We start from the raw sequence: 24,053 nt of genomic DNA on the forward strand, positions 1-24,053 counted from the left end.
TTATGGGGTTTTAATCCCGGTTTCCCGGGGCTATCCCCCTCTGATGGACAGGTCCTCACGCATTACTCACCCGTCCGCGACTCAGTATATATATCGTCCGACCGAAGCCTTCAAATATATACCTTCGTCCCACTTGCATGTGTTAAGCACGCCGCCAGCGTTCGTCCTGAGCCAGGATCAAACTCTCCATAAAATTCACTTGGCTTCGCTTTTCTGTTTCCCCATTTTCGGCTGTCAAGGTTCGCGCTCACTACGTTACGGCTGCCTTACTAGGCGGCCGGCTCAGCGGCGCAGAAGGAATAATACATCAAGAGACCTAGGTCGTCAACTACCAAATGTTATTTTTTATCGGTTAAATCCATCAGGTTTTTAGTGAGCAATTCCTCCCTGGCCGTTTCCGGCACCTTTCCTAAGACGACTTCTTTCAGCCTCTCGCCTCTTACCATGAAAAAAACCCTTTCCGACACGTTGCTGGCGTGGTCTCCCACCCTCTCAAGATGTCTCGCTGTGAGCAGAAGTTCGGTTGCTACGGTTATTCCGTCTTTATCTCCCTTTTCCATTTCCGCCATCATCTCTATCAGTTCTTCCGAGAGGTCCACGGCGATTCTGTCCAGCTGTTTATCTTCCCTGAACACGTGAACGGCCAAATCCGTATCTCTATCGAAGAAGGACCTCAGGGCCTTTTTTACCATATTTATGGATATCTCGGTCATCTTGGAAATATCGACAAGAGGCTTCAACATCGGATACTTAGATACGGTGAGAGCCCTCTCCGCTACGTTGACCGCCTGATCTCCTATGCGTTCAAGGTCTGTGGCTATCTTCAAGACCGCAAACACAAAACGGAGATCCTCCCTCACTGGTTTTCTTATTGCGATCGATGCGAGGCATTCCCTGTTTACGTCGGTCTCCATTCCGTCGATCAGGTCGTCTCTATCTATTACTTTTCGAGCAAGCTCGACGTTACCCTCTTTAAGGGATATCACTGAATCCGATAGAGCGATGCAGACCTCATCTCCCATCAAACGGACCAATGAAAGTATCCTCTCTCTGTCGTCTCCGTAGGAGACATCTCGCCTGCCCCCATCACTGAGACTTTTGTTCATCATACTCGCGAACCATTTCAACATTGGGACCCCTCCCATCGCTTACGCGCCCCATCTCAAAAGCCATCTTCTCTCCTCTGGTCATCTCCATACAGGCTTTAGCAAGCTGGGTTCCTCGTGCAAGAAGCTCCAGTCCCCCCTTTCTTCCGTAGTCCCCTCTACGAAATATGTCCCTACGTATAAGCTCGTCTATTTCCTTCAATCTCTCGTACCAACGATCGACGTCTTTAGCCAACCCGAGATCCCCCAAGGCGAAAGATCCCATAGCAGACCTTAGCAACTCGAAAAGAACGCTTTCGTATTCATAGCCCATATCGGCCGACACGGAGGGAAATCGCTTTTTTTTGCCCTCCGTGACGATCAAAGGATAAAGCCAGTCGTTTATGGACTCTTTAATTCCCTTGATGGCCCCCAGTGCGTAGGCCACTCTCGCATAGGCTTCGTTTTTACCGTCCTTAGGAGATATCTCCATGGACTCGAAATAATCGGCAACGACGTCCCAGAGCTCGTCGGTCCCCTCCCTCAGCTTCCCTATATCCTCCAGGGTTCCTCCGGGGAAGAGAAGCAACTTGGTCTCCACTTCCAAAAAACCCGCCAACCTGGTCAACTCTTTGTCCAAAAGAGGCAAGGCCAATGCGGGAAACTCCACCAGTTTGTTGTCCAGGTAGGCCGGTTCCTCTATTGGCTGACTGTCGGATACGAAACAAGCCCGCAAAAGCCTGTCTAAGATGGGAGTAAAGGGAAGAACGACCAAAGCGTTGTACCAGACCACGGCAAATTGAAGCACTACGCAACGGAGCTCCGGGGAGAGGAAGGACAGCTTTGAAAGAAACCCGGGCACGAGAGGCGAAAAGGGAAGAACCAAAGCGATGCCTATTACCTTGTACAAGGCCGACCCTATCCCCAGCAAACGAGCGTTCCTTTTACCTGACAGGCTGGCCATCAAGACCATAGCCGACGATCCGACGTGAGATCCCAAAACGATGGGATATACAGCCTCAAGAGGCAACGAACCGGCCCCCACCAAGGCTATTGCCAATGCCATAACGGCGGCGCTGCTTTGCAGCACCGCCGCCGCCGTTACGGCCACGAACCCCATTATCAACGGTCGGGCGCTCAAAGCCAACAATATTTCGGCAAAGCCGGGATCCTCCATGAGAGGAGAGACCCCGGTTTTTATGACGAACATACCCGTCAACACCAAGGAAATCCCTCTGATTACCAGAGCCCCGTTCCGTCCCTTCCCCTTAAGGAGATCGACGGAAAAATGGGATATAGCCAAAACTCCCGGCGCTAACTGCACGACGGGCAGACCAAGAAGCAACGTTACGAACGTTCCTCCTACGCTTGCTCCGATCATAACGACCAACGAACCTGACAGGGAAAGCATTCCCACGTCGACCAAGCCAACCGCGAAAGACGTTGCTACGGAGCTGCTCTGGGTGACGGCTGAGAGGATAAGACCAAAGACGAAAGCCATCGGTTTTTTATCCGTGACCTCTGCCATTCTCTGCCTGGCGGAACGCCCCATAAAGCGACGAAAGCCATCGGAGGTCGCGGTGACACCCATCAGGAAGAGAGCGAGCCCTCCTGCTATCTGAGCCCATGAGAAAAAAGGGGAAGCCACCGAGAAAACACCTCCTTGAATATTTACACAGGAACATCCTTCTTTTTCTTCTTAAAAGCGGGAAGAAGCAAAAGCAAGATCAAGCCCCATAGAACCAGACAGATAGGCCTTTCGAAAAAAATCATCGGTGAACCGTGGGATATTATCAGAGATTGCCCGAATCCCAGCTCGGCGATCGGCCCCAGGATCAGGCCTAACACCACTGCTCCCAGGGAAAACCCTGCTCTGTGAAGAAAATACCCTCCGATTCCAAACCCCAACATCAACCACACGTCGAATATACTGTTATTTATAGCGTAACTTCCGATAACAGACAGTATCGTGATAGACGGAATGAGGATGGAGTTCGGCACCGTCGCTACCCTTGCGAAGAAGGGCGCAAAATAAAGCCCCAAGACGAGAAAACAGATATTGGCAAGGAAAAGAGACAGTATAAACGCGTAGGTCACAGTGCCAAAGCGGGTGAAGAGCTCCGGGCCAGGGATAAGCCCCTGTATCATCAGCCCCCCCATCAAGGCAGCTGCAACGGAGTTTCCGGGAATCCCCAAGGTAAGCAAGGGAACGAGAGAACCTCCAACACAACCGTTGTTGGCGCTTTCCGCAGCGGCCACCCCTTCGGGATTTCCCTTCCCGAAGGAACCGGGATTTTTAGATACCTGCTTGGCGAAGTTATAGGAGATGAAGGACGCTATAGTGGCTCCAGCTCCAGGGAGAATTCCGACCACCGTGCCGATAAAGCCTCCTCTGGCGATGGTACTAGCCAACCCCTTAGGGATGGAGGATCTCTTCAAGGACTCCGGATCGGCACCGAGCTCCTGGACTATATGGCTCTCCGCGGTCAACTCCAGCACCTGGCTAACGGAAAACAACCCTATCAGAGCGGGCATAAAGGAAACTCCCTCGAAGAGGTCTACGATGCCTCCGGTGAAACGTATAAATCCATCTATCGGGTCCATTCCGATGGAGGCTATTATCAAGCCTATGACACCAGATATCAGCCCTTTGAGTAGATTCCCCGAGGTCAGTGTAACTATGCTGGCCAAGCCCAAAAGGGATAGAAGAAAGTATTCGGGAGGACCGAACCTCAGAGCAAAATTGGCCAAAACAGGAGCAAGCGACAACAGAGCGAAGGTAGAGATGATTCCACCCCAGAAGCTTCCTATCGTTGCGACCGCGATAGCGACTCCTCCCTTACCCTGTCTGGTCATGGGATAACCGTCGAAAGCCGTCGCTGCCGCAGCGGGAGTGCCAGGGGTGGATAAAAGGATCGACGATATGGCCCCTCCGTACATCCCTCCGCTGTATACGCCACCCATCATGGCAAGCCCCACCACCGGGTCCATGCCGAACGTGACCGGGATCAGGAGAGCCACCGCCATGGTCGCGGTCAGGCCAGGTATGGCACCTATAACCATTCCACCGGCTGTTCCTCCCAATACAGAGAGAAGCACCTCGGGACGAGCTAAAGAGGAAGCCGCTGACAAAAGCATATCGATCATGGATCAAGCCCCCCAGAATCCAGATGGAACAGGCACAGCCAGGAATCGGACGAAAACGATGTAGACGAATCCAAGTAATCCCAACGTGCCGATCAAAAGCCACGTCTTATCTCTAAATCCCAAGATCCACCCTAGAACGAACATATAAAATCCACTGGCCGGGAAAAAGCCGACTAAATTCAGCAGGAGGACGAACAGTACGGATGCCACGACAGTAAAGAGAAAGGTCCTTCTGTTCACCACCCACCGTATCGTCTCTCCATCGCTGTCCTTAAACGCAAACTGAGCCATCAGCGCCAGGGAAAGACAGGCCAGTAGGCCGGAGAGAAAAACGACATATCTCGTGGCTGCCTCCGCCCTGTCCGGGAAAGTACCGGCAGAAAAAAACATGGCTGCCGCCAGGACTAACCCGGCGGCGGCACAGAGAATATTTAAGAATTTTCTATTCATGTCCTAACCCAAGGCCCTACCAGGGAGCCACCTTGAAAGCTTCGTCGGTGGTGTTCTGGAGGCTCTTGAGATATATCGTATATTCGTCTGCGTTCAATATGTCCAGCAAAAGCTGACCTTGAGATGCAGAGATGAACTCAGGGTCGTTGAGCACCTTGTCGAAAACCTCCATGAGTTTAGCCATGACATCCTCGGGAACGCCCGCCGGAGCGGCGAACCCCCTGGAGGAATCGGAGTACACCTCGTAGCCCATCTCTTTAAACGTCGGTAATTCGGGAAGATAAGAGCGTCTTTTCACCGTCATTATCCCAAGCAATCGAAGCTCTCCGGAATCGACCTGGGCTTCGACCTGAGAGGCGTTCATGAAAGCCAGATCGACATGTCCGCCCATAACCGCAGCCTTCTGACCGGAAGAGCCCTTAGAGGGGACGGCGTTTATGGATATTCCGGCGGCCTTCTCCAACTGTCGAAGGGCAAAGTCATCGTCGCCTCCAGGGCCCGAGGTGGAACCGTTGAGTTTTCCCGGATTCTCCTTGGCGAAAGCTATTAACTCCTCCACCGTATTGAAGGGACTGTCGGCCTTGACCACCAAGACTCCGGGATCGGTAACCACGTTGGCTATGGGAGCAAAGCTATCGAGAGTATATTTAGCCCTACCGGCCGATACGTGAGCAGCCACGTGAGGCGTGTATATACAACCTATTGTGTAACCATCCTTCTTGGCCCTTGCGATGGACTCGAATCCTATCTGGCCTCCGGCACCGGGTTTATTGACTATGACCATAGGCTGTCCAAGGTATTTTTCAGCAAATTTGGCAACCAGCCTGGCCATAGTGTCCGTTCCCCCTCCGGCGTTGGAAGGGACTATAACAGTCACCGGTTTCTCCGGATAGGCTGCCCAAGCCGTCCCTACCAGACACAGAATCCCCACTAAAACCCCTAAAGCTATACCGCGTTTCACGTTACACCACTCCCATCTGAGATATGAAAAGTAACGACCATGTTACAACCCTCATATTACACGAAAAGATCTCCGTCGAAAAGCGTGTTCAGAAAGCCATGACGTAACCCTAAGGAAGAGACCAACATTTCCTTGACCTCCAGAATACAGAAGATAGATCGCACTATACATGCTCCTGCCAGTATTATCGGAGCTCTGTCGGAATCCATACCCGGGATGAGTCGTCGTTCCTGGAGAGAGATGGAACCGTAGAGATCTATCTGCCTATCTAGCTCGGATAAAGAGAGCCTGACTGTTTTCGAAGATGACAATCTCTCAGGAGCTAGACTAACGGCAGCCATGGTGATCACGTTCCCTCCGGATCCGACCAAAAAGCTCCCCCCTTTTTCGGAGGGAAGACCACCCTCCTCTAGGGATCCCTCTATCCATTGGAGAGCCGTTTCGACGCACTCTCCACAGCTATCCTGAGAAAGCATGAATTTTTCCGTAACGGAGACAGCCCCGACCTCTAGGCTAAAGGCACGGATAACTCTTCCATTCTCGAAGCAAACGAACTCGGTGCTTCCTCCTCCTGTATCGAAATACCATCCGTCGCTTCCTCCTGGCAGAAGAGGAGCTATACCGTAAAAGGAGTATATGGCTTCCTCCTCACCGGATAAGACCCTCAAGGACAACCCTGTTTCCGCCTTCAGACGATCCACGAATATCTTGGAGTTCGACGCTCTCCTAAGAGCCATAGTCGCCACTGCCGAAACATCTCGAATCCCGAGAGCATCTGCCTTGGCGATAAATCGTCGAACACAGTCTAGGGTCCTGTCCATCGGGGTCTTCCCCAGTCGACCTGATCCAGCCAGCCCCTCTCCTATTCTGGTTATCTTGTTGCTATCCTCTATGTAGGTCGGCTTGCCGAGATGCCCATCTTTCTCGGCGATCAGGAATTTGACCGAGTTGGTGCCTATCTCGATCAACGCCTTTCTGCAAACAGAGCTCACCGTCTTCGCCCTCTTTTTCCGAAGTCCCTCCTGCGTCGTCTCCCGCTGCGTTTTTTCCCCTCTTTCGATCTATCGGTAACCCTGTGTTTAAGGGCCGGAAGTTCCACCTTGGTCGTATCCATCTCGTAAATCTTTTCCTCGAATCCGAAGACCGTAGGGTCTATCTCCATTACGGCCTCGTCGACCTCGTCCATTCGGGAGAGCTTGTAATCTTCCGGCAGAGAGTTGTTAAACCTCTTCACCTTAAGCAACGATTGCAGTTCGTTCCTTTCGTGTTTAAGAAGCAGCTCCGCCGCGGTCAATCCATCGGGATGAACGTAGTCATCTTTGCCTATTCCCCAAAAGAAGAGTTCCGCCATGTCCAAATTCTGCTCCACTTCCATCTCGCCATACCATACGTCGGCCAGAATGGCTCTGAACCTGGTCTTCTCGTCCGGAACGATTTTATCGAGGCTTCCGTCTATTATTTCCATGGCCTGTCGTATATCGGCCAACACCCTCCTGTAGCTGAGCTCGGGCAAAGAACCGGACGCCACTATATCCGCCTCGTTCTCGACCGAACTTCGGCCTTTCAGGATAGCTCCGAAATCAGGACGAAGCTCGACCCGGGCCTCCTCGGAGGGAGCGGAGACGAGAGAGCGGAATACCTCCTCGGTTCTAACCCCGAAAGCCTCCGCCGGAGATTTATCGATCCACGTTACATAGCCCTTTTCGAACAGCCCTTTTCTGCCCGCTCTTCCCGACATCTGAAGGAAAGCGTTCTTGGAGATGGGACAACGATCGTGAAACTTCACCAGCTGGGCGAACACCGCCCGCTCGGCCGGTAGGTTGACTCCAAGGGCGAGAGCATCTGTACCGACGACCACATCGATGATCCTTTCCCTGTAGGCCCTCTCGACCAGAAGCTTTTCCTTCGGGAGCAGGCTCCCATGGTAGATCCCTACTCCCTTGAACATACACCGTCTGATACCGGAGACCTCCAAAATCCAGGCAAGATCCTCAAGTCTGCGCTTCCTGCTGTCGTCGAACCGAAGCCTCTCGTCGGCGATCATATCGGCGACCTGCTGAGCTCCTTTCTGTGAGAACACGAAGATCAATGCATCCCTGATCTCCCTGGGTGTAACCGGTTCGTCACAAAAGACCAGATCCGTTACCCTTTCGGACGACTCGAACAAGACGAAGGGACGGTCTGTGATTCTCTCGAGATAGGCCTGAACCTTGGAGGCCCCTCCGAAAGTAGCCGACATCACCAACATAGGCACATCGGGAGAGGTTTTTCTTATCCCGTCTATGTAGGCCCTGCTTCTGTCGTTTTCGCCGAAGATATAGTGGAACTCGTCTATTACGAGCTTGATCCCCGACCGTCCAGCGTATTTAAGAGCGTAGATCTCCTGAGTACAGCATATAACCGAGGCCTGGGGATTTTTCTTGAAATCACCGGTCTCTATACCGACATCGAACCCCATGGAGATCAGGTCCATGTATCTTTCGTTGCTCAACGCCTTTATGGGAGCGGTAAAAATCACCCTCTCCCCCGACGGAATGTCAAGCTTTCCGCCCTCCAGGTCGTAGAGGCCTGCCCATATGTAGGCAACCCACGTCTTACCGGATCCCGTAGGGGCGGAGAGAACGGCACTATCGCCTCCTATGCGATCTATAGCCTTTCTCTGCCAAGAATAGAGGGAATCTCCCATTATGGATTCGTCTCTTCCTACCGTAACGTCGTTTATCTCGTTATCCAAGGTATGATCCTCCCAGCGATATATCGTATGTTCTAGGACATCTGATTTACATTATAATGTAGTTTGAAGGATGCTATCGTATCGAGGAGAAATAAGGTACAATACCTCGGCCACGGTGAACAGCCGCGAATTCGCAAAAAAGAGGGTGATCCGATGTTAGGCGTACCAGCCAGTTACAGTTTCGACATGGAGAGATTCGTCACAAAGGAAAGGTTCGAGGGAATAAAGGACTTTCTAAAGGACAAGGAGACGCCCTGCCTCCTGCTGGACCTCAAGAACGTGGAACGGAACTTCGACGATCTCACCAGGACCATGCCCTACGCCAAGATACACTATGCGGTTAAGGCCAATCCCCACGAGGCTATACTGAGAATGTTGATCCGCAAGGGGTGCAATTTCGACTTCGCCTCTATGAACGAACTCGACACCATGCTGGCCCTAGATGCATCACCGGATAGGCTCAGTTACGGACACACGATCAAAAAATCCGAGCATATAGCCTACGCCTACGAAAAGGGAGTTCGTCTTTTCGCCACGGATTCGGAGGACGACCTTAGACGAATAGCCAAGAACGCCCCCGGCTCGCGAGTCTTCTTCAGACTTTTCATGGAATGCAGCGGAGCGGACTGGTCATTGTCTCGAAAGTTCGGCGCTCATCCCGATACTATATTCAAACTGATTCGACTATCAAAAGAGCTCGACGTCATACCCTGGGGACTGTCGTTCCACGTAGGATCCCAGCAACGAGACATCGGGCAGTGGGGAAACGCCATCGCCAGTTGCCGGTATCTATTCGACTCGGCAAAGGAACTGGGGATCCAGCTGAAGCTTATCAACCTGGGGGGCGGTTTCCCCGCCAAGTACATACAGCCGACGGTCCCTCTGGAGATATATGCAAAGGAGGTAACCCGTTTTCTCACCGAGGACTTTCCCGAGGGCATACCGGATATAATCATCGAACCGGGCCGTTCTTTGGTCGGAGATTGCGGAATCTTGACCACCCAGGTGGTGCTGAAGTCGAAGAAGGAAAGCTATAACCCTTACAGCTGGCTTTACATAGACGCCGGTAAATTCGGAGGTCTCTACGAGACCATAGACGAATCGATCAAATACCCCATATACTCGGAAAAGCAGGGCCCTGTGGAGGAATACATCATCGCCGGACCGACCTGCGACAGCCTTGACGTCCTTTACGAGAGGGATAAATATATGCTGCCGAAGAATCTGGAAGAAGGGGACAGGCTCTACTTTTTCTCCACCGGAGCTTACGTCAATTCCTGCTCTCTGGAGAGCTTCAACGGCTTCAAACCTCCCAAGGTCTACATATACGACAAAGATTAAGAAAAGAGGAGACCTTAGTCTAAGGTCTCCTTTTTTACGTCTAGGACGCTAGCAGGTCTCTATTTTTAACGATCTAATACCTCTGATACTCCATACCGCTAGAATTATCGCTGCCCCCAAAGACCTTACGGCAACACTGGGGTAAAAAGCCACAAGGCCAGACACAAAGAAAATTGCCCTCGTACAAGTTCCTATATGGCCTATGGCCCACCCCTGGATCGCCGAGGCCATGCTCAGCACCCCTAAAAAAGCCGTTACGAATGCCAGCAAAAAATCCACTGCCTCTCCTCTCAACAGAAACACAGGATCGTAAACGAAAGCAAAGGGAAGTATATAGGCCACGATTCCAATTGAGGTGGCGGTTAATCCCGTCTTGAGCGGGTCGGATTTAGCAATCCCAGCAGCAGTAAAGGATGCAAGACACACTGGGGGAGTTATATCCGCCATTATCCCAAAATAGAAGACGAACATATGGGCAGCTAATGGGAGCACCCCCAGTTTCATCAACGCCGGAGCTATCACCGTGCTGGTAACTATGTAGTTGGCCGTGGTCGGGAGCCCCATTCCCATGACCAGACAGGCCGCCATCGCCACCATCAGAGTGAGGAACAAACTGCCACCAGCCAGTTCCATTATGTTAACCGATACTGTCATACCTAGAGCCGTCAAGGTAGCCACACCGACGACTATGCCCACAACTCCACAGGCAATAGCCACCGAAAGAGCATTGTAAGCCCCATCGGCCATGGCGTCGAGAATATGCCCCAGAGACATCCTGGTGTGAGACCTGAGAGATGCGGAGAGAACCACCGTCACAGTTCCCCAAAAGGCAGCTGCCAAAGGGGTATAGTTTTTCAACAACATCGCTATTATGACCACTATAGGTATCAATAAGTGACCGTCTCGCAAGAACACGTCTTTTAACTTTGGAATCTCCTCGCTACTGACCCCGGCAAGGTCTTTCTTCTTGGCCCTCAAGTGTACGTTCGATAGAACGGCTCCATAGTAAAGGAGTGCGGGGAAGATCGCCGCTTTGGCGATCTCCAAATAAGGGATACCGAGAAACTGGGTCATCACAAAGGCTCCGGCCCCCATTATAGGAGGCATGAGCTGTCCACCGGTTGACGCACAGGCCTCCACCGCCCCGGCAAAGCGCCCCTCATAGCCGACCCTCTTCATCATAGGGATAGTCATGGCCCCTGTCGTGGCGACGTTGCCCACAGAGGATCCGCTTATAGTGCCCAAAAGGGCCGACGCCAGCACAGCCACCTTAGCAGGTCCCCCTGGAGCGGATCCGGCCAAGGCCATAGAAAGATCGTTGAAAAGCCTTATACCTCCTCCTGCAGCGAGAAAAGAACCGAACAATATGAATACGAATACATAGGTAGCCGACACCCCGATGGCTACTCCGTATATGCCCTCGGTGGTGAGATACATCTGCTGAATAACTCTACTTAAGGAGAATCCTCTATGCATAAAAATCCCGGGAGCATACCTACCCCAAAGAGCATAGACTAGAAATAATATTCCCAGACAGGGTAACACCCTACCTGCAACCCTCCTGCCAGCCTCAAGCACGACTACTATCATGACCAATCCTAATATTATCTCATAGGACTGAACCATAGCTCCTCTTTGAGCGATAACATCGTGAAAGAGGGCGATATAGCCTGATACCGATCCAGCCACAAAGGCCATAGGCCAGTCTATCCAGCTTGGACGACCGCTAAAGGGAAAAGCTATATAAACCGCCACCAGGGCAAAGGTCAGATGAATAGCGTGGTGTATCTCAGTGGGCAGAAGTCCAAATCCGGCAGAGTAAAGATGATAGGTTGACATGGATACCAACAGCAAGAAAAGAAAGCGTCCCCTAAAAGGGCCATACTTATCCAACAAGGACTTCAACTAAATATCCCCCTATAAAGATAGAATAAAAAAGAGAGCCCGAAAGCTCCCTTTTATATGGCTCTTACCGCCTATTTCGAGGCTTCTATCTCGTCGTAATATCTCTTTGCCCCAGGATGAAGGGGAAGGACAACCTGATCCAGGTTTTTGGGGTCCATGAGCTTCATCTTCTCCGCCACCATAACCAGATCGTCCTTATTATCGTAGAGAAGTTTGGTCATCTCGTAGACGAGATCATCGGGTACATCGTCCCTCACTGTCAACATGTTCCAGCTGGCGTACCCTTGAACAGGCTCGTTCTGATTGGGATAGGTATCAGAGGGAATCTGGAAGGCAGTCCATGCCGGGAGGTCTGCCAAAACTTTTTTAAGATGTTCCTCTGGCACGTCTATGAACCTGACCAACCCCAAGGTCGTCATCTCCACCACCCCTGGGACACCCAAGGATCCCACGAAAACCGCACCGTCGATCCGTTTATCCGCAAAGGCCTTGGCTGTATCGGCTATGCTAAGTCTTTCTGGGGAGATATCCTTGTCGGGATCGATACCGGCGACGGACAAAAGCTGTCTGGCCATAACCTCCGTGCCGCTGGCGACAGCTCCTATAGATATCTTCTTCCCTCTGAAATCTTCAAGAGAGTTTATGCCGCTGTCTTTAGCTACTATCAGCTGAACTACCTCAGGAAAGAGTGGAACCATGGCGCGGATGAACTTCTTGGGGGTTCCCTCGTAGCTACCGGTCCCCATAAAAGCGGGATATGAGACCCCGTCCATAAAGGCCACGTCAGCCTCTTTGCTCTCCATAAGCTGAATATTGTGGACCGTGCCACCGGAGGTCTGAACTCCCGCTTTGAAATCCGATATATTGTCGTTCCATATCTTCGCCATCGCTACACCAACAGGATAGTAGGTTCCCTTCGTGCTGGCCGTGGTGATATTGACGAACTGGACCGCAAAAGCGGATCCAGCTATGACAAAAACAGCTGATAGAGACGCTAAAATCGATAGAACAGCTTTACGAGACATCTTAAAACCCTCCAAGGAATTATTTTTATAACGAAAAGGATCATACTTCAGAAGAACGCTTTTGTCTACTTGAAGTCCTAAAAGCCTTATATAAAGTGGATCAGTCGATAAGTTACCGATAACGTACGATGGCAACTTTAGAGCCCCTCCAAAAAGACGCAAAAAAAAAGGAATGGGACTCCTTCTAAGACGGAGTCCCATTCCAAGGGTTTAAAAATCCAGAATATCCTCTACAAATAAAACAATATGTTCTAAAAATTCACGAAAACCCCAACTAGACTTCTCTACGCGACATAATTTCTTCTCCAGATAGTCTACTTTCCTTTTAAGCGAGGATGATTCCTGTCTCAACAGTTTCAACTGTCTCCGAAGGGCAATAACCTCTGAATCAAGCCTATTTAGGACCTCATCCAATTCATGGGAATTACCACAATCCCTGCCCCTGAGAAGTTCCTCCAAAATTTCCCGATCTTTCTTCCCCTGTTTTTCAAGCTCGTTCGCCCTGGACAGCACCGATGCGGCAGCCTCGGCATAACGACGACTCCGTCCCTCCCCTACAGAAGGGACGGCTTTCAAGTATCGCTCCCTCAGGGTTCTGGCCCTGGACTCGCCTAAACCCGCTCTGGCAGCTACCTCCTTGAAAGACAACAGTTTTTCCACCACGGAGAATCCCTCCCCATTTAAGCGAAGAGCCGCCCTCAAGGCGGCCCTTTATCAGTAGGACTTGGCGAATATGGCCATTCGAGCGCCGTCTTTTCCGGTGAAGAAACACTTTCCCCTAGCGTCTTTATCTTCCAGGGGGAAGCAGCGGACGGTTGCCCCGGTGGCCTCCTTTATTGCCTTCTCGTCCTCCTCGGTTCCAGCGAAGTAAGCTTTTATGAACCCGCCTTTTTCCTCCAGGGCGTTCTTTAAACCATCGAAATCGGAGACCTCGTGGGTATTCGTCTCCCGAAAGGATCTGGCCTTATTCAAGAGATCCTCCTGTATGTTCTCCAAAAGCTCGTGCACCTTGGTCTCTATTCCGTCCCAAGGCAGGTCTATCTTCTCTCCCGTGTCTCTTCTGACGGCTCTGACCGTTCCTTTCTCGAATTCCTTCTCGCCCAGCTCCAGTCTCAGAGGGACTCCTTTTTGAAGATGATAGAAAAACCTGTCTCCCGGCCTCATGTGAAACTGGTCATCGACCGCGATCGTCCTGGCCCCTATTATCGACTCAATTTTGCCGGCGAGCTCTCTGGCCTTCGAAAGGAGAGGACCGGTAGCCATGGTTTCGTCCTTGCTTATGGGCAGCAACGCCACCTTGGTAGGAGCGATGCGGGGAGGAAGTATCAAGCCGTCGTCGTCGGAATGGGTCATTATCACCGCACCGATAAGCCTGGTAGAGACGCCCCAGCTGGTCGTCCATGCGTACTCCATGGCCTCTTCCTTGTTCTGAAATTGTATATTGAAGGCCTTCGAGAAGTTCTGGCCGAGGAAATGGCTGGTCCCGGCCTGAAGGGCCTTCATGTCGCTCATCATGGTCTCGGTGGTGTAGGTCTCCTCCGCTCCGGGGAAACGCTCGCCCTCGGACTTCACCCCGGGGACGACAGGAAGAGCCAGATAATCCGTCATGATACGACGATAGACTTCCAACATCCTCTCGGTCTCCCCGATCGCCTCTTCCTTGGTGGCATGGGCCGTATGCCCCTCCTGCCAGAGAAACTCGGAGGTCCTTAGAAACAACCTGGGGCGCTTCTCCCATCTCATAACGTTGGCCCACTGGTTTATCAGGAGAGGAAGGTCCCTCCAAGACTGAATCCATTTACTGTACATATGGCCTATAACTGTCTCGGAGGTGGGACGAACAACCAGAGGTTCCTCCAGTTCCTCTCCTCCGGCGTGGGTCACCACGGCACATTCGGGGGAAAATCCCTCTACGTGTTTCGCCTCCTTCTCCAGAAAGGAGTTGGGAATGAGAACCGGAAAGTATGCGTTGACGTGACCGGTTTCCTTGAAAGCCCTGTCGAAAACCTGCTGTATTTCCTCCCAGACGGAATATCCGGTGGGCCTTATGACCATACACCCTCTTACAGGAGCGTAATCGGCCAACTCGGCGACCTTGATCACGTCCAGATACCACTGAGAATAATCCTGCTGCCGTGACGTTATATTTCTAGCCATATCTCATGCCTCCAACCGCTGAAAAAAGTATCCCGCTTAAAAGGATCGACTAATTCTAGCATATCCGGTCCTTTCCATCAGGGGAAGGGGTACCGAAGAGTCCACATGGGGTCACCGATGGAGAATCCGAAAGTCCAATCGTTATCGTCATCGTAAATGGCTAAAAATCGGGCTTTCAGAAGTCTGGAAGGAACGGTTAAAGCGATGCCGACCTCCCATGGTTCGTCAAACAGATCTCCTCCGTTATCCCATACGTATCCCTGACCTCCAAAAAACTCGCCCTCCCACGGGGAGTCTCCGCTCTCACCCAATCGTCGTCGGAACCCCAGTCGCCACCAGGCGAACCTCTCACCTAATACAGGTCGGTCAGCCAGGCTGTAAAGCTCTTCACGAGCGCCGAGATAAGCGCCTTGGCCGACATAACGTCCGTCGCTGTTTCCCTCCATCAAGCCGGCTTTGAGATATCCTCTCCAACGAGAGGATAGCGGTTTATCCACACCTCCCTCGACGCGAAACAGCATCTCCTCCCCTTCGCTTGGATACCAGGCACCAAACGAAAGATAGGACTCGTCCTCGGGCTCATCCTGCCCCTTTATGCCCGATGAATACCATTTCACGATAGGCCCCCAGGCTTCAACGGTCTGTCCCAATCCCTCCACTCGGCTGCCTAAGGCACCTATGGTGAGACTGGATCCATCCGTATCGAAGGTCCTACCAAGGGAGAAGGTAAGCATGTCCCATTTTCCATACGGCTTCATCGAGACCTTGCCGGCCTTTAGCCCCATCTCATAAGAGCCTTTATCCACGACAAAATGATAATCCACTTTAGCCGCCCAGTCTTCCCCTAAGAGAGCGTCCACATTTAGGTAGTCCCCATCGTAGGCGAGATCCATCATCCTGCTTCTTATTCCTATCCAGCTTCCTCCTGAAAGGTTGGTGGCATAGCCATCGAGGGCAAACCGATAGGCCGGTTGTCGCTGGATTTTAAGCAATACGTCCACCCCGTCTGCCTTCTCGATAAGCTGGTAGTCCACGGTTTTTACGTCCTCTCTGGAACGAATCCACTCGGCGGCGGATACGATATCCTCCGGATGAACCGGGCGATCGATCCAGTTGGAGAATTTATCCTTTATGTTATCGGCAAAATCCTCCGGAACCCCTTCGACGGAAATGCGTCGAACCAGCCGCAAAATGGTCGGCCTATACTCCGGTGCCGATGGAGCCCGAGCCGCAAGCCTTCGGATTTCCACCATTTTTTCTTCCGCGGCTATGACTCCTAGTCGTACCATATCTCCTATTTCCACATTGCCCAAAGTAGCTAGATTGCCCACCTTGGGTTTTATGATGACATCCGCCTTCGACTCCTCCCGATCCACGTTCTGGCTGGTCAGTATGGTTATCGTCTGATCGATCACGTCGACCATCGTCTTCATCTCGTCCGACATTCTGAGCTCGCTACAGACGTTCACCGCTACGACGGGATAATCGGGGAACATATCCTTGGCGGTGGAAACAGGCATATTGGACACCAAACCACCGTCAACGAGCAACCTGCCCTCAACAGGCCAGGGCTCGAACAATCCGGGGATCGACATGGAGGCCCTCATAGCCGAGGCCAAGGAACCATGTCTCAATACTACCTTTTCGCCTGTCTCCAGGTCTGTAGCTACAGCTGCGAAGGGTATGGGCAACTCGTCGAACTGGACCACAGAAACCCTGGAGGCAAGCTTCTGAAAGAGGTTTAACGCGCTTGCTCCTGAAAGAGGTCCCTTGGGCCCCACTACCTGTCCCAATGCGTTCAGCTCCAATTTTGGCATGAGAGGAGAGATCTCCCTGTTTCCGGGCTCGGAACTCCTGCCATCTCCGTTTCCTAGAATTATTCCTCCGATGTCGACCTTTTCCAGAACATCCTCGAGCTCCTGAGGAGAGTACCCCGCCGCCGAAAGGCCCCCTATTATCGCCCCCATGCTTGTGCCAACTATTCCGGCTACGGGAATGCCCTCCGCCTTGAGGGCTTTCAAAACCCCGATATGGGCCAATCCCTTGGTTCCCCCTCCGGAAAGAGCCAACACTATCGCTCCGGTTTTAGCCATGGAGGACGAGGACATCGAAAGACAGAAACATATCGCTAAAAATAAAGCCAACCCTTTTTTCTTCATCGTAGACCTCCCCGCGCCAGTCACAGTAGCCACTTAAACCTGAGGTTCATTATACTAAAGATACAGCCTATACAATAGCCCATAGAGAAACTCATGGGGTATACTGTTATTGAGTGGCGAAAGATTCCACCATATCAAATATCTTTCTAAGGAGGATTGTCTCATGAGTCAGACCAAGAAGAAAATACCGTTGATATGGAAGATAACCATCGGCTTCGTATTAGGTATCGTGGCAGGGGCGATGATAGGCCCCAAGGTTGCCGTCGTCGAACCGATAGGCAAGATCTTCATCACATTGTTGAAAATGTTGATAGTTCCTCTGGTCTTCTCCAGTTTGGTAGTGGGAGTCTCCTCGATAGGAGATCCGAAAACCCTGGGCAGAATAGGAATAAAGACCATTCTACTCTATCTGGGGACGACTGCGATCGCCATAGTGATCGGTCTGTCCATGGGACACTTCTTTCAACCCGGGGCGGGAATGAACATCGAAAACGTGGCTGAGGCAAGCGGCAAGGCCGCCCCTACACTGGCCCAGGTCATCATCGGGATGTTCCCGAGCAACCCCGTCCAGGCTCTAGCTCAGGGACACATGCTTCAGATAATCGTTTTTTCCCTATTCTTCGGTATAGCGGCGATTTTAGCCGGAGAAAAGGGGAAACCTATCCTATCCGTCATGGACTCCATAGCTGAAACCATGTACAAGGTCACAGAGGTGGTCATGTCATTGGCACCATACGGGGTATTCGCACTGATCGCCGTGACCGTATCCAAATACGGCATTTCCGTGTTGGCTCCTTTCGCAAAGGTCATAGGAGCTGTCTATCTGGGGTGTCTCCTCCACGCAATAATTGTATACTCCGGATTGGTAAGTATAATTACCAAAAAATCGCCGATGTGGTTTTTCAGCGGGATAAAAGAGGCCAGCTTAACTGCCTTCGTTACAAGGTCTAGCTCGGCCACCCTTCCGGTAACCATGACCTGCACTCAGGAAAACATGGGGGTATCGGAAAAGATATCGTCCTTCGTACTTCCTCTGGGAGCGACCATCAACATGGACGGAACGGCACTTTATCAGGGCGTATGTGCCCTGTTCATAGCCCAGGCCTTCGGGATAGACCTCTCCTTGGGAGCTCAGGTAGGGATAATAGTTACGGCCACCCTAGCATCGATCGGAACGGCGGGAGTTCCCGGAGCGGGGCTTATAATGTTGACCCTAGTGGTCACCCAGGCGGGACTTCCGATGGAAGGAGTCGCAATGGTAGCGGGAATAGACGCGGTACTAGACATGGCTCGTACATCCCTAAACGTAACGGGAGATGCCTGTGTAACGACGGTAGTAGCGAAGACGGAGGGAGAATTATCCCTTTAAGTTGAAGAAGGGTCGAAGCTCAAAAAGCTTCGACCCTTCTTTATATCTACTTTCTGAGAAAGTCTTTCCGGGAAGGTTTTCTGAAACGACAAGGAGCCTTTATACCGAAGGATCGTTGCATGGACATGGCAACCCTTTTTATAAGAGGAGAGAATAGAGAATCCTCGGGCTTGGGAAGACTCCTGGCCAAGTCGACCCTGCTCGGCTTGGCGCTTATCAGTATCAAGGGAGATTTGGACCTGGCCAAAATCTGACTTGGATATACGCTTCTATGCCCGACAAGCAGAAAAGACGTGATACAGGCTATGGCGGCAAAGGAGGCTACGGAAGATCCGAAAAGCTCCACCGCCATGATGCTCGCGGATATAGGGGCATTGGCGCAGCCAGCAAGAACCGCGACGAAACCGATAGGGCCAAAAAGAGCTCCGTTAAGCCCGAAAAGCGAGGCAAAGGTGATACCTGCGGTAGCCCCTATGAAAAAGATAGGAGTCACGACCCCTCCGCTGCCTCCGCAACTCAAGGTTATAGCGGTGAAGACGGACTTCCAGAGAAAAGCCAGTCCCGGCAGCTTTTCCCCGTGTAAAGCCCTGTCTATCACGTCGGTACCGAGGCCGAAATACTCCCCTCCTACGGCTTGAGCCAAAAAAAGTATCAACACGGCTCCTAAGATAGCCTTTACGACTAGACCACCTCTCACCTTAGAAAAGGCCCTCTCGAAAAAGGACATGATCTCGATGTGAAGAAAAGAGACAAAACCAAAAAAAGCCCCTGCAACGACCATCCACAAAAAAAGCCCTCCTGACATGGCCGGAATATCGCAGAGAGGATAATACCCGTAGGACATTCCCAAAGAGGTCGCTACGAGATGGGATACGACCCCGCTGATAAACGATGGGAACAGCACATCGTAAAAGACCTGCCCTATATAAAGGACCTCCAAACCGAAGATGGCCCCTGCCACGGGGGTTCCGAAAACGGCAGCAAAACCAGCAGAGATACCACATATAACGAGTTTCTTTCTGTCCAGATCGCTGAATCTCAACAGACTCGCCAAGGACGAGGTAAGACCGGCACCGATCTGAGCGGCAGGCCCCTCCTTACCGGCCGATCCTCCTGCGGCCACCGTTATAACCGTAGTTATGAGCTTTATGGGAATCACCTTAACGGATATCTTTCCGGAACGTTCGTGAATGGCCTCTATTACCTTTTCCGTACCGTGTCCTCGAGCGTCGGGTGCAAAACATCTGATTATAATGGTACTGGCCACGATACCGAGAGGCAACAAATACCACAAGAAGGTCGGAGGTAATTTGGCGGTCCACGATATAGCCCATTCGAGAGAATTGACGAAAAAAGTAGTTACCGATCCGACCACGGCACCGGCAAGAACAGCCAATAAAAACCACTTTGCCAGAGCATAGACGAGTATGGATTCTTCCCATACAACCCGAAATCCGCGACTCTTCACCCAAACCACTCCAAATCAATGATAAAGTTTAAACATACGAAAAAAGAGGCTGCTCTATCCTGAGATACGAGCAGCCTAACTCACGCTACGCTGACTTACTACACCGAACAGACTATATGCTGTTGAAAGATAAAACCAGATAGGCCCATCCTCCTCCTACTACAGAGAAAGGAAGGGTAAAACTTATTATATCGGACGACTGAGACGGCACGGTCTTTATGCTCGCTCCCGTGATGAGCTGCGGCGGAGTAACATCCACCCCTGGTAGAGATGCCTGGGTCAAAGCCCTTCCGCTTACCATGTTCGAAAGCTCTCCTACGACACTCATGGCTATGGAGTCCTCCAGGTTAGGTTGAATCATACCTCCGGACATGGCTGTTACGGTGGAGGCGAATCCTCCTTCATCCAGCATTATCACTATGGTGCCCTGAATACCGTCCCCGACTATCCCTATGAGAGAGGCACAGCAGGCATTTTCGACCTTGACCCCTCTGGATATCTGGGATTTAAGAAGCTCTACGGACACACCAACCTCTCCCGCCACCGATATCAGCGACGATCCGAAGGTATTTACCAGGGTAGTAAGTTTCTGGTTGGACATTATCTGATCTCCTTATCGTAAAACTCTCTTATCCCTCTCATGGCGATACAATAAGCTGCCAAATCGTCGACCGATCTAGGTGGAGTCTGAAGCGACAAAGGCAAAAAACGCCTCCACCCCGTGGGAGGGTGAAAAGTCCAATATATCTCCCTGGCTTCCAAGGTCGAATTACTTTCATCTATCAAATGACACCAAGGGAAAAAACGTTCTACCTCTTCGATAAATAGCTCCCTTCCGGTCCCGTTTCCTATGAAAACTCCGTCTATCTCGCATCTCAAGTTTGTCTCAAGTTTACCCTCTAACGGAATCTCGTCAAGGGAAAGAGGGAGCTTTTTTTTCAGCTTCGACAGAAAACTCTCCAACAAGGGAAGGCCTGTGATGCCTGAACAGAGAAATCGTCCGTTCTCCTCGACCAAGGCCCAACCGAACTTGGACCGTCCCGGATCGATGGCGAGAAACAAGTTTACCTCTCCCCCAAAGTACTTGCCCAACGGGGATACAACCACATCCACTGTTCCGGATTTTTCGATATTCCCTGACTGAGACAATCGTTACACCTAGTAACGGCTTCCAAAAAAGACTCTTCCGATGCTCCGGATTCAGGCATCTCTATGTGAGGCAATATCCTCAGGTCGAACAAAGAGGACTTACCTTTTCGAATCGAGAAGACGGGCACCACCGAGGCACCAAGCTTAGAGGCGATCTTGACCGGACCGTAGGGAGTGCTAGCAGGAGCTCCCAGAAAAGGAACGACGACCCCTTTGTCTTTCGCGTCCTGATCTAACAAGATACAGAGAACCTCGCCTTTTTTAAGACAAGACAAAGCCGATTTCAGGCTGAATCCCTTGCCTATTCCCTTTATTCCACACTTGGCCCTGGTGGACACTATCAAATCGGTCACCCTGGGATCCCTTTGCTCCGCTCCTATGGCGTTCATAGGAAATCCTCTCCGAGCAAGTAAGGCAGCGGCAACCTCCCAGTTCCCGAGATGAGCTGAAAGGAGGATAACACCCTTGCCCCTTGAGAAAGCTCTCTCGAGGTTCTCCATACCGCTTACGGTGATCAACTTCTCTAAGTCGTGCCCCAGAGACGGCAATCTCACGAACTCTGCTACACATCTACCGTGATTCATATAGGATTCCCGGACTATGCGCCTAGCGTCGGTCGGTCCAACACCTATAGCCCTGACACAACGGGCTTCCGCCCTGTCCACCCTCGATTTACTGAAAAGCCACAACAGCCAGCCCAGAGAGGCTCCTAGACAAAGTGCCATTCCATGGGGCAACCACTTAAAGATCCTACTCAGAAATCCTATCGCCATCCACTGTCTGTCCCTGTCCATTGCAAAACACTCCCGTCGTTCGTCAGATCCAAGATGGACAAGACGCATTATTTCGATATTATGGAAATAGATACCCCAGCCTAAAGACGGAAGGAGCGATCTTCATGTTCAGAAAGATACTGTACCCCTCCGACCTATCGGAAAGATCCGAAAGGGATTTAAAGTGGGTGGCGACACATCTCACAGAGAGGTCGGAAGAGATCATAGCGGTACACGCCGTAAGCACGTCGATAGGCGTCGATACCCCGTCTGTCGTCTCCGGAGCTCAGGAAATACTGAAGGAAATGTGCGAGAGATCCATCCCGAACGGCATTCCCTTTCGCTTCTACGTGGAGGCAGGGGAGAAAGACGAGATATTTTCTACGATAGCTCAGAAAGAGGCTTGTTCCGTCGCGGTGATAACCGTGTCCCCTGACACCACCGTAGTTCCTCTCGTTCAATCTCTGGGCTTGCCTCAATTGATACTCCGGTGGAGCACCCCTCCGACGATACCTGGAGATATACTGAAAAACGTCGTAGTGGCTACCGATCTGGAGGTAAACAGAACGCAAAACATCCTGGATGGTCTGAAAAGGGTTCTTGGCCGACGACAGAAAAAGACAAAGATAACCCTGTTACACGGAGTTCCCATGGAGGATGCCTCCATGGCCCACGGCCTTTTCAACCAGGCGTCCAAAGCGATTGAAGCCGCAAAAGAGGAGGTCGGAAAGTGGAACGATCTAGTCGAGACCAAACTGGTAGGAGGTCAGACGGAGGAGGAGCTACCCAAGGCGATAGTCGACCTAGGAACATCCCTCCTGGTCCTTGGGTTACCTCTTAAAACGGATATATGGCAGCTGATCCTCGGGAACACCGCGGAAGCCCTCGTGGAAAGGACCAGATGCCCTATACTCATAATACCTACGGAGTAGACTGCAAGTCACCTGTAGCAGGTTATTAAAGACCGTCGGCCTCAACCCTTTCCCTGAAAAGACGGGCCATATTCCTGTAGTGCTCCCAAATGACCTCGTACGCTCCGGGAACATCGTCATATTCGTTCCTTACCATCATATCGTAGTCCATGCCGCCTCGTTTCAGATTACGTGACATCAGATCAGTTCCGATCCTGACATTTATGACCGGTTTACAGAGGACCCTCCTGGACTGAACCCTAGGATGGTCCTCCGTGATCCATCTCCTGTGTTTCTCCCAATCTAGAGCCATCAGCCCATAGGCTCCTCCCTCCGCCAAGACCCAAGAGAGCCCGGATCTTTGGATCATGACAGAAGCCAGGATAAAGGGATCCACCCCGTATTTTACGGAAGAGCGAGACACTTAGATGGAATACAGTCTCTGTCTTTTAGGTGACATACTATCGTCGATAACGTCAAAGTAATCTCGAAGGACTTGCTGCACCACCGGAGCCTTGTCTTCATCGAAGCAGTGTATCTGGACGAAGCTACCCTCTCGGACAAGATCGGAAGGATACCTGGGATCTCCGTAGGCGGCAGTCAGGAAAAGACACAGGGAACAGAGGACCAAAAGGATTGAAGCGCCCTTTCCGAGATGGAGTCTCATGGTCTCTATTTCGCTTTCCCCTGATTAGCCACAGCCTGTTGGGCCTTGAGGACAGAATCCGCATCCCCCAGATAGTAATGGTTCTGAGGTTTAAGCTCATCGTCCAAATCGTAAACCAGAGGAATCCCCGTCGGAATGTTCAGCCCCGGGATCTCATCGTCGGGAATACGATCCAGATATTTGACGAGGGCCCTAAGGCTGTTGCCATGTGCGACGATGAGAACCTTCTCTCCCGATCTTATAGCCGGAGCGATCACGTCGTTCCAGTAGGGGAGAAAGCGGTCGACCGTATCTTTAAGACACTCGGAACGAGGGATATCGTCCTTGGACAGTTTGGCGTATTTCGGATCGTTACCGGGATATCTAGGATCGTCATCCTGAAGAGGAGGTGGTGGAACATCGTAACTCCTTCGCCACAGCTTAACCTGGGCTTCGCCTCTCTCCGCCGCCATCTCCGCTTTGTTATATCCCTGAAGCGCTCCATAGTGCCTCTCGTTTAGTCTCCACGACCGACAGACGGGAAGCCACATCAAATCCATCTCTTCCATGACTATCCACAGGGTCTTTATGGCCCTTTTCAACGTCGACGTATAGGCCGAATCGAAGGAATACCCCTCTCCGGCCAAAAGCCTTCCGGCACGATGAGCTTCCTTAACTCCATCCTCCGACAGAGGGACGTCGGTCCAACCGGTAAAGCGATTTTCCTTGTTCCATACGCTCTCGCCGTGGCGAAGCAAAACCAACTTATGCAC

22 protein-coding genes and 1 rRNA gene are annotated in these 24,053 nt (G+C 51.6%); 3 read left to right on the forward strand and 20 right to left on the reverse strand.

Annotated elements, in window-relative coordinates:
• The 8 genes from L2W58_RS06060 to L2W58_RS06095 all read right to left on the reverse strand — a co-directional run.
• Positions 1-193, reverse strand: a 16S ribosomal RNA gene (locus L2W58_RS06060); the annotation flags it as partial.
• A 145-nt stretch (positions 194-338) separates the two neighbouring features.
• Complete coding sequence (phoU, locus tag L2W58_RS06065) at positions 339-1,130, reverse strand: phosphate signaling complex protein PhoU (RefSeq protein ID WP_236102432.1); 792 nt, start codon at positions 1,128-1,130, stop codon at positions 339-341.
• Complete coding sequence (locus L2W58_RS06070) at positions 1,087-2,733, reverse strand: Na/Pi cotransporter family protein (protein WP_236102434.1); 1,647 nt, start codon at positions 2,731-2,733, stop codon at positions 1,087-1,089. Before L2W58_RS06070 ends, phoU begins: the two co-directional genes overlap by 44 nt.
• 23 nt (positions 2,734-2,756) lie before the next feature.
• Positions 2,757-4,232 (reverse strand): tripartite tricarboxylate transporter permease, encoded by a 1,476-nt coding sequence (locus tag L2W58_RS06075; protein WP_236102436.1) that lies wholly within the window; start codon positions 4,230-4,232, stop codon positions 2,757-2,759.
• Between the two features lie 3 nt (positions 4,233-4,235).
• Positions 4,236-4,682 carry a tripartite tricarboxylate transporter TctB family protein gene (locus L2W58_RS06080; protein WP_236102438.1) on the reverse strand — a complete coding sequence of 149 codons (447 nt, stop codon included), beginning with the start codon at positions 4,680-4,682 and terminating at the stop codon, positions 4,236-4,238.
• Between the two features lie 16 nt (positions 4,683-4,698).
• Positions 4,699-5,643, reverse strand: a complete 945-nt coding sequence (locus tag L2W58_RS06085) for a tripartite tricarboxylate transporter substrate binding protein (protein WP_236102440.1) — start codon at positions 5,641-5,643, stop codon at positions 4,699-4,701.
• 56 nt (positions 5,644-5,699) lie between these two features.
• Entirely contained in the window at positions 5,700-6,635 is a 936-nt protein-coding gene (locus L2W58_RS06090; protein ID WP_236102442.1) for a Ppx/GppA phosphatase family protein, read from the reverse strand.
• A complete protein-coding gene (locus tag L2W58_RS06095) occupies positions 6,632-8,329 on the reverse strand; it encodes a DEAD/DEAH box helicase (RefSeq protein WP_236102559.1) in 1,698 nt (565 codons plus the stop codon). Before L2W58_RS06095 ends, L2W58_RS06090 begins: the two co-directional genes overlap by 4 nt.
• 201 nt (positions 8,330-8,530) lie before the next feature.
• Here L2W58_RS06095 and L2W58_RS06100 point away from each other — a divergent pair, with 201 nt between their 5' ends.
• Positions 8,531-9,718, forward strand: coding sequence for a type III PLP-dependent enzyme (locus tag L2W58_RS06100; protein ID WP_236102444.1), 1,188 nt, complete (start codon positions 8,531-8,533; stop codon positions 9,716-9,718).
• A 48-nt stretch (positions 9,719-9,766) separates the two neighbouring features.
• Here the strand turns inward: L2W58_RS06100 and L2W58_RS06105 are convergent, their stop codons facing one another.
• From L2W58_RS06105 to L2W58_RS06125, 5 genes are all read right to left on the reverse strand, one after another.
• The gene (locus L2W58_RS06105) at positions 9,767-11,623 is read right to left on the reverse strand and encodes a TRAP transporter permease (protein WP_236102445.1); all 1,857 of its coding nucleotides are present in this window, start codon (positions 11,621-11,623) and stop codon (positions 9,767-9,769) included.
• A 71-nt stretch (positions 11,624-11,694) separates the two neighbouring features.
• Positions 11,695-12,648 carry a TAXI family TRAP transporter solute-binding subunit gene (locus L2W58_RS06110; protein WP_236102447.1) on the reverse strand — a complete coding sequence of 318 codons (954 nt, stop codon included), beginning with the start codon at positions 12,646-12,648 and terminating at the stop codon, positions 11,695-11,697.
• A gap of 210 nt (positions 12,649-12,858) precedes the next feature.
• On the reverse strand, positions 12,859-13,308 hold the full coding sequence (locus tag L2W58_RS06115; protein ID WP_236102449.1) for a hypothetical protein: 450 nt from the start codon (positions 13,306-13,308) through the stop codon (positions 12,859-12,861).
• Positions 13,309-13,362: 54 nt separating this feature from the next.
• Complete coding sequence (gene proS, locus L2W58_RS06120; protein WP_236102451.1) at positions 13,363-14,805, reverse strand: proline--tRNA ligase; 1,443 nt, start codon at positions 14,803-14,805, stop codon at positions 13,363-13,365.
• A gap of 77 nt (positions 14,806-14,882) precedes the next feature.
• Complete coding sequence (locus L2W58_RS06125) at positions 14,883-16,964, reverse strand: patatin-like phospholipase family protein (RefSeq protein WP_236102453.1); 2,082 nt, start codon at positions 16,962-16,964, stop codon at positions 14,883-14,885.
• Positions 16,965-17,127: 163 nt separating this feature from the next.
• Between L2W58_RS06125 and L2W58_RS06130 the strand changes: the two genes are divergently transcribed.
• The gene (locus tag L2W58_RS06130) at positions 17,128-18,333 is read left to right on the forward strand and encodes a dicarboxylate/amino acid:cation symporter (RefSeq protein WP_236102454.1); all 1,206 of its coding nucleotides are present in this window, start codon (positions 17,128-17,130) and stop codon (positions 18,331-18,333) included.
• Between the two features lie 46 nt (positions 18,334-18,379).
• On the opposite strand, the gene L2W58_RS06135 is transcribed toward L2W58_RS06130, so the two are convergent.
• The 4 genes from L2W58_RS06135 to L2W58_RS06150 form a co-directional block, all read right to left on the reverse strand.
• The gene (locus L2W58_RS06135; protein ID WP_236102456.1) at positions 18,380-19,801 is read right to left on the reverse strand and encodes a chloride channel protein; all 1,422 of its coding nucleotides are present in this window, start codon (positions 19,799-19,801) and stop codon (positions 18,380-18,382) included.
• A 112-nt stretch (positions 19,802-19,913) separates the two neighbouring features.
• A complete protein-coding gene (locus L2W58_RS06140; protein ID WP_236102458.1) occupies positions 19,914-20,402 on the reverse strand; it encodes a chemotaxis protein CheX in 489 nt (162 codons plus the stop codon).
• On the reverse strand, positions 20,402-20,893 hold the full coding sequence (locus L2W58_RS06145) for an endonuclease (protein WP_236102460.1): 492 nt from the start codon (positions 20,891-20,893) through the stop codon (positions 20,402-20,404). The genes L2W58_RS06140 and L2W58_RS06145 overlap by 1 nt, the downstream gene beginning before the upstream one ends.
• Positions 20,866-21,744 (reverse strand): lysophospholipid acyltransferase family protein, encoded by an 879-nt coding sequence (locus tag L2W58_RS06150; protein ID WP_236102462.1) that lies wholly within the window; start codon positions 21,742-21,744, stop codon positions 20,866-20,868. Before L2W58_RS06150 ends, L2W58_RS06145 begins: the two co-directional genes overlap by 28 nt.
• 104 nt (positions 21,745-21,848) lie before the next feature.
• Here L2W58_RS06150 and L2W58_RS06155 point away from each other — a divergent pair, with 104 nt between their 5' ends.
• Complete coding sequence (locus L2W58_RS06155; RefSeq protein WP_236102464.1) at positions 21,849-22,655, forward strand: universal stress protein; 807 nt, start codon at positions 21,849-21,851, stop codon at positions 22,653-22,655.
• Positions 22,656-22,680: 25 nt separating this feature from the next.
• Here L2W58_RS06155 and L2W58_RS06160 read toward each other — a convergent pair whose 3' ends face one another.
• From L2W58_RS06160 to gpmA, 3 genes are read right to left on the reverse strand one after another with little or no spacing between them, the layout of a single operon-like run.
• Positions 22,681-23,058 (reverse strand): transglycosylase SLT domain-containing protein, encoded by a 378-nt coding sequence (locus L2W58_RS06160; RefSeq protein WP_338033074.1) that lies wholly within the window; start codon positions 23,056-23,058, stop codon positions 22,681-22,683.
• Positions 23,059-23,301, reverse strand: coding sequence for a hypothetical protein (locus L2W58_RS06165; RefSeq protein ID WP_236102467.1), 243 nt, complete (start codon positions 23,299-23,301; stop codon positions 23,059-23,061). It lies immediately after the preceding gene.
• A 5-nt stretch (positions 23,302-23,306) separates the two neighbouring features.
• Positions 23,307-24,053, reverse strand: a complete 747-nt coding sequence (gpmA, locus tag L2W58_RS06170) for a 2,3-diphosphoglycerate-dependent phosphoglycerate mutase (protein ID WP_236102469.1) — start codon at positions 24,051-24,053, stop codon at positions 23,307-23,309.

It is taken from the genome of Dethiosulfovibrio faecalis (genome assembly GCF_021568795.1).
Classification (GTDB): domain Bacteria; phylum Synergistota; class Synergistia; order Synergistales; family Dethiosulfovibrionaceae; genus Dethiosulfovibrio; species Dethiosulfovibrio faecalis.

Excerpts from the sequence above, each read along its gene's own strand:
- phoU (WP_236102432.1), bottom strand. The coding sequence starts at position 1,130 with ATGTTGAAATGGTTCGCGAGTATGATGAACAAAAGTCTCAGTGATGGG.
- L2W58_RS06075 (WP_236102436.1), bottom strand. The coding sequence starts at position 4,232 with ATGATCGATATGCTTTTGTCAGCGGCTTCCTCTTTAGCTCGTCCCGAG.
- L2W58_RS06080 (WP_236102438.1), bottom strand. The coding sequence starts at position 4,682 with ATGAATAGAAAATTCTTAAATATTCTCTGTGCCGCCGCCGGGTTAGTC.
- L2W58_RS06095 (WP_236102559.1), bottom strand. The coding sequence starts at position 8,329 with ATGGGAGATTCCCTCTATTCTTGGCAGAGAAAGGCTATAGATCGCATA.
- L2W58_RS06100 (WP_236102444.1), top strand. The coding sequence starts at position 8,531 with ATGTTAGGCGTACCAGCCAGTTACAGTTTCGACATGGAGAGATTCGTC.
- L2W58_RS06110 (WP_236102447.1), bottom strand. The coding sequence starts at position 12,648 with ATGTCTCGTAAAGCTGTTCTATCGATTTTAGCGTCTCTATCAGCTGTT.
- proS (WP_236102451.1), bottom strand. The coding sequence starts at position 14,805 with ATGGCTAGAAATATAACGTCACGGCAGCAGGATTATTCTCAGTGGTAT.
- L2W58_RS06125 (WP_236102453.1), bottom strand. The coding sequence starts at position 16,964 with ATGAAGAAAAAAGGGTTGGCTTTATTTTTAGCGATATGTTTCTGTCTT.
- L2W58_RS06130 (WP_236102454.1), top strand. The coding sequence starts at position 17,128 with ATGAGTCAGACCAAGAAGAAAATACCGTTGATATGGAAGATAACCATC.
- L2W58_RS06140 (WP_236102458.1), bottom strand. The coding sequence starts at position 20,402 with ATGTCCAACCAGAAACTTACTACCCTGGTAAATACCTTCGGATCGTCG.
- L2W58_RS06150 (WP_236102462.1), bottom strand. The coding sequence starts at position 21,744 with ATGGACAGGGACAGACAGTGGATGGCGATAGGATTTCTGAGTAGGATC.
- L2W58_RS06155 (WP_236102464.1), top strand. The coding sequence starts at position 21,849 with ATGTTCAGAAAGATACTGTACCCCTCCGACCTATCGGAAAGATCCGAA.
- L2W58_RS06165 (WP_236102467.1), bottom strand. The coding sequence starts at position 23,301 with ATGAGACTCCATCTCGGAAAGGGCGCTTCAATCCTTTTGGTCCTCTGT.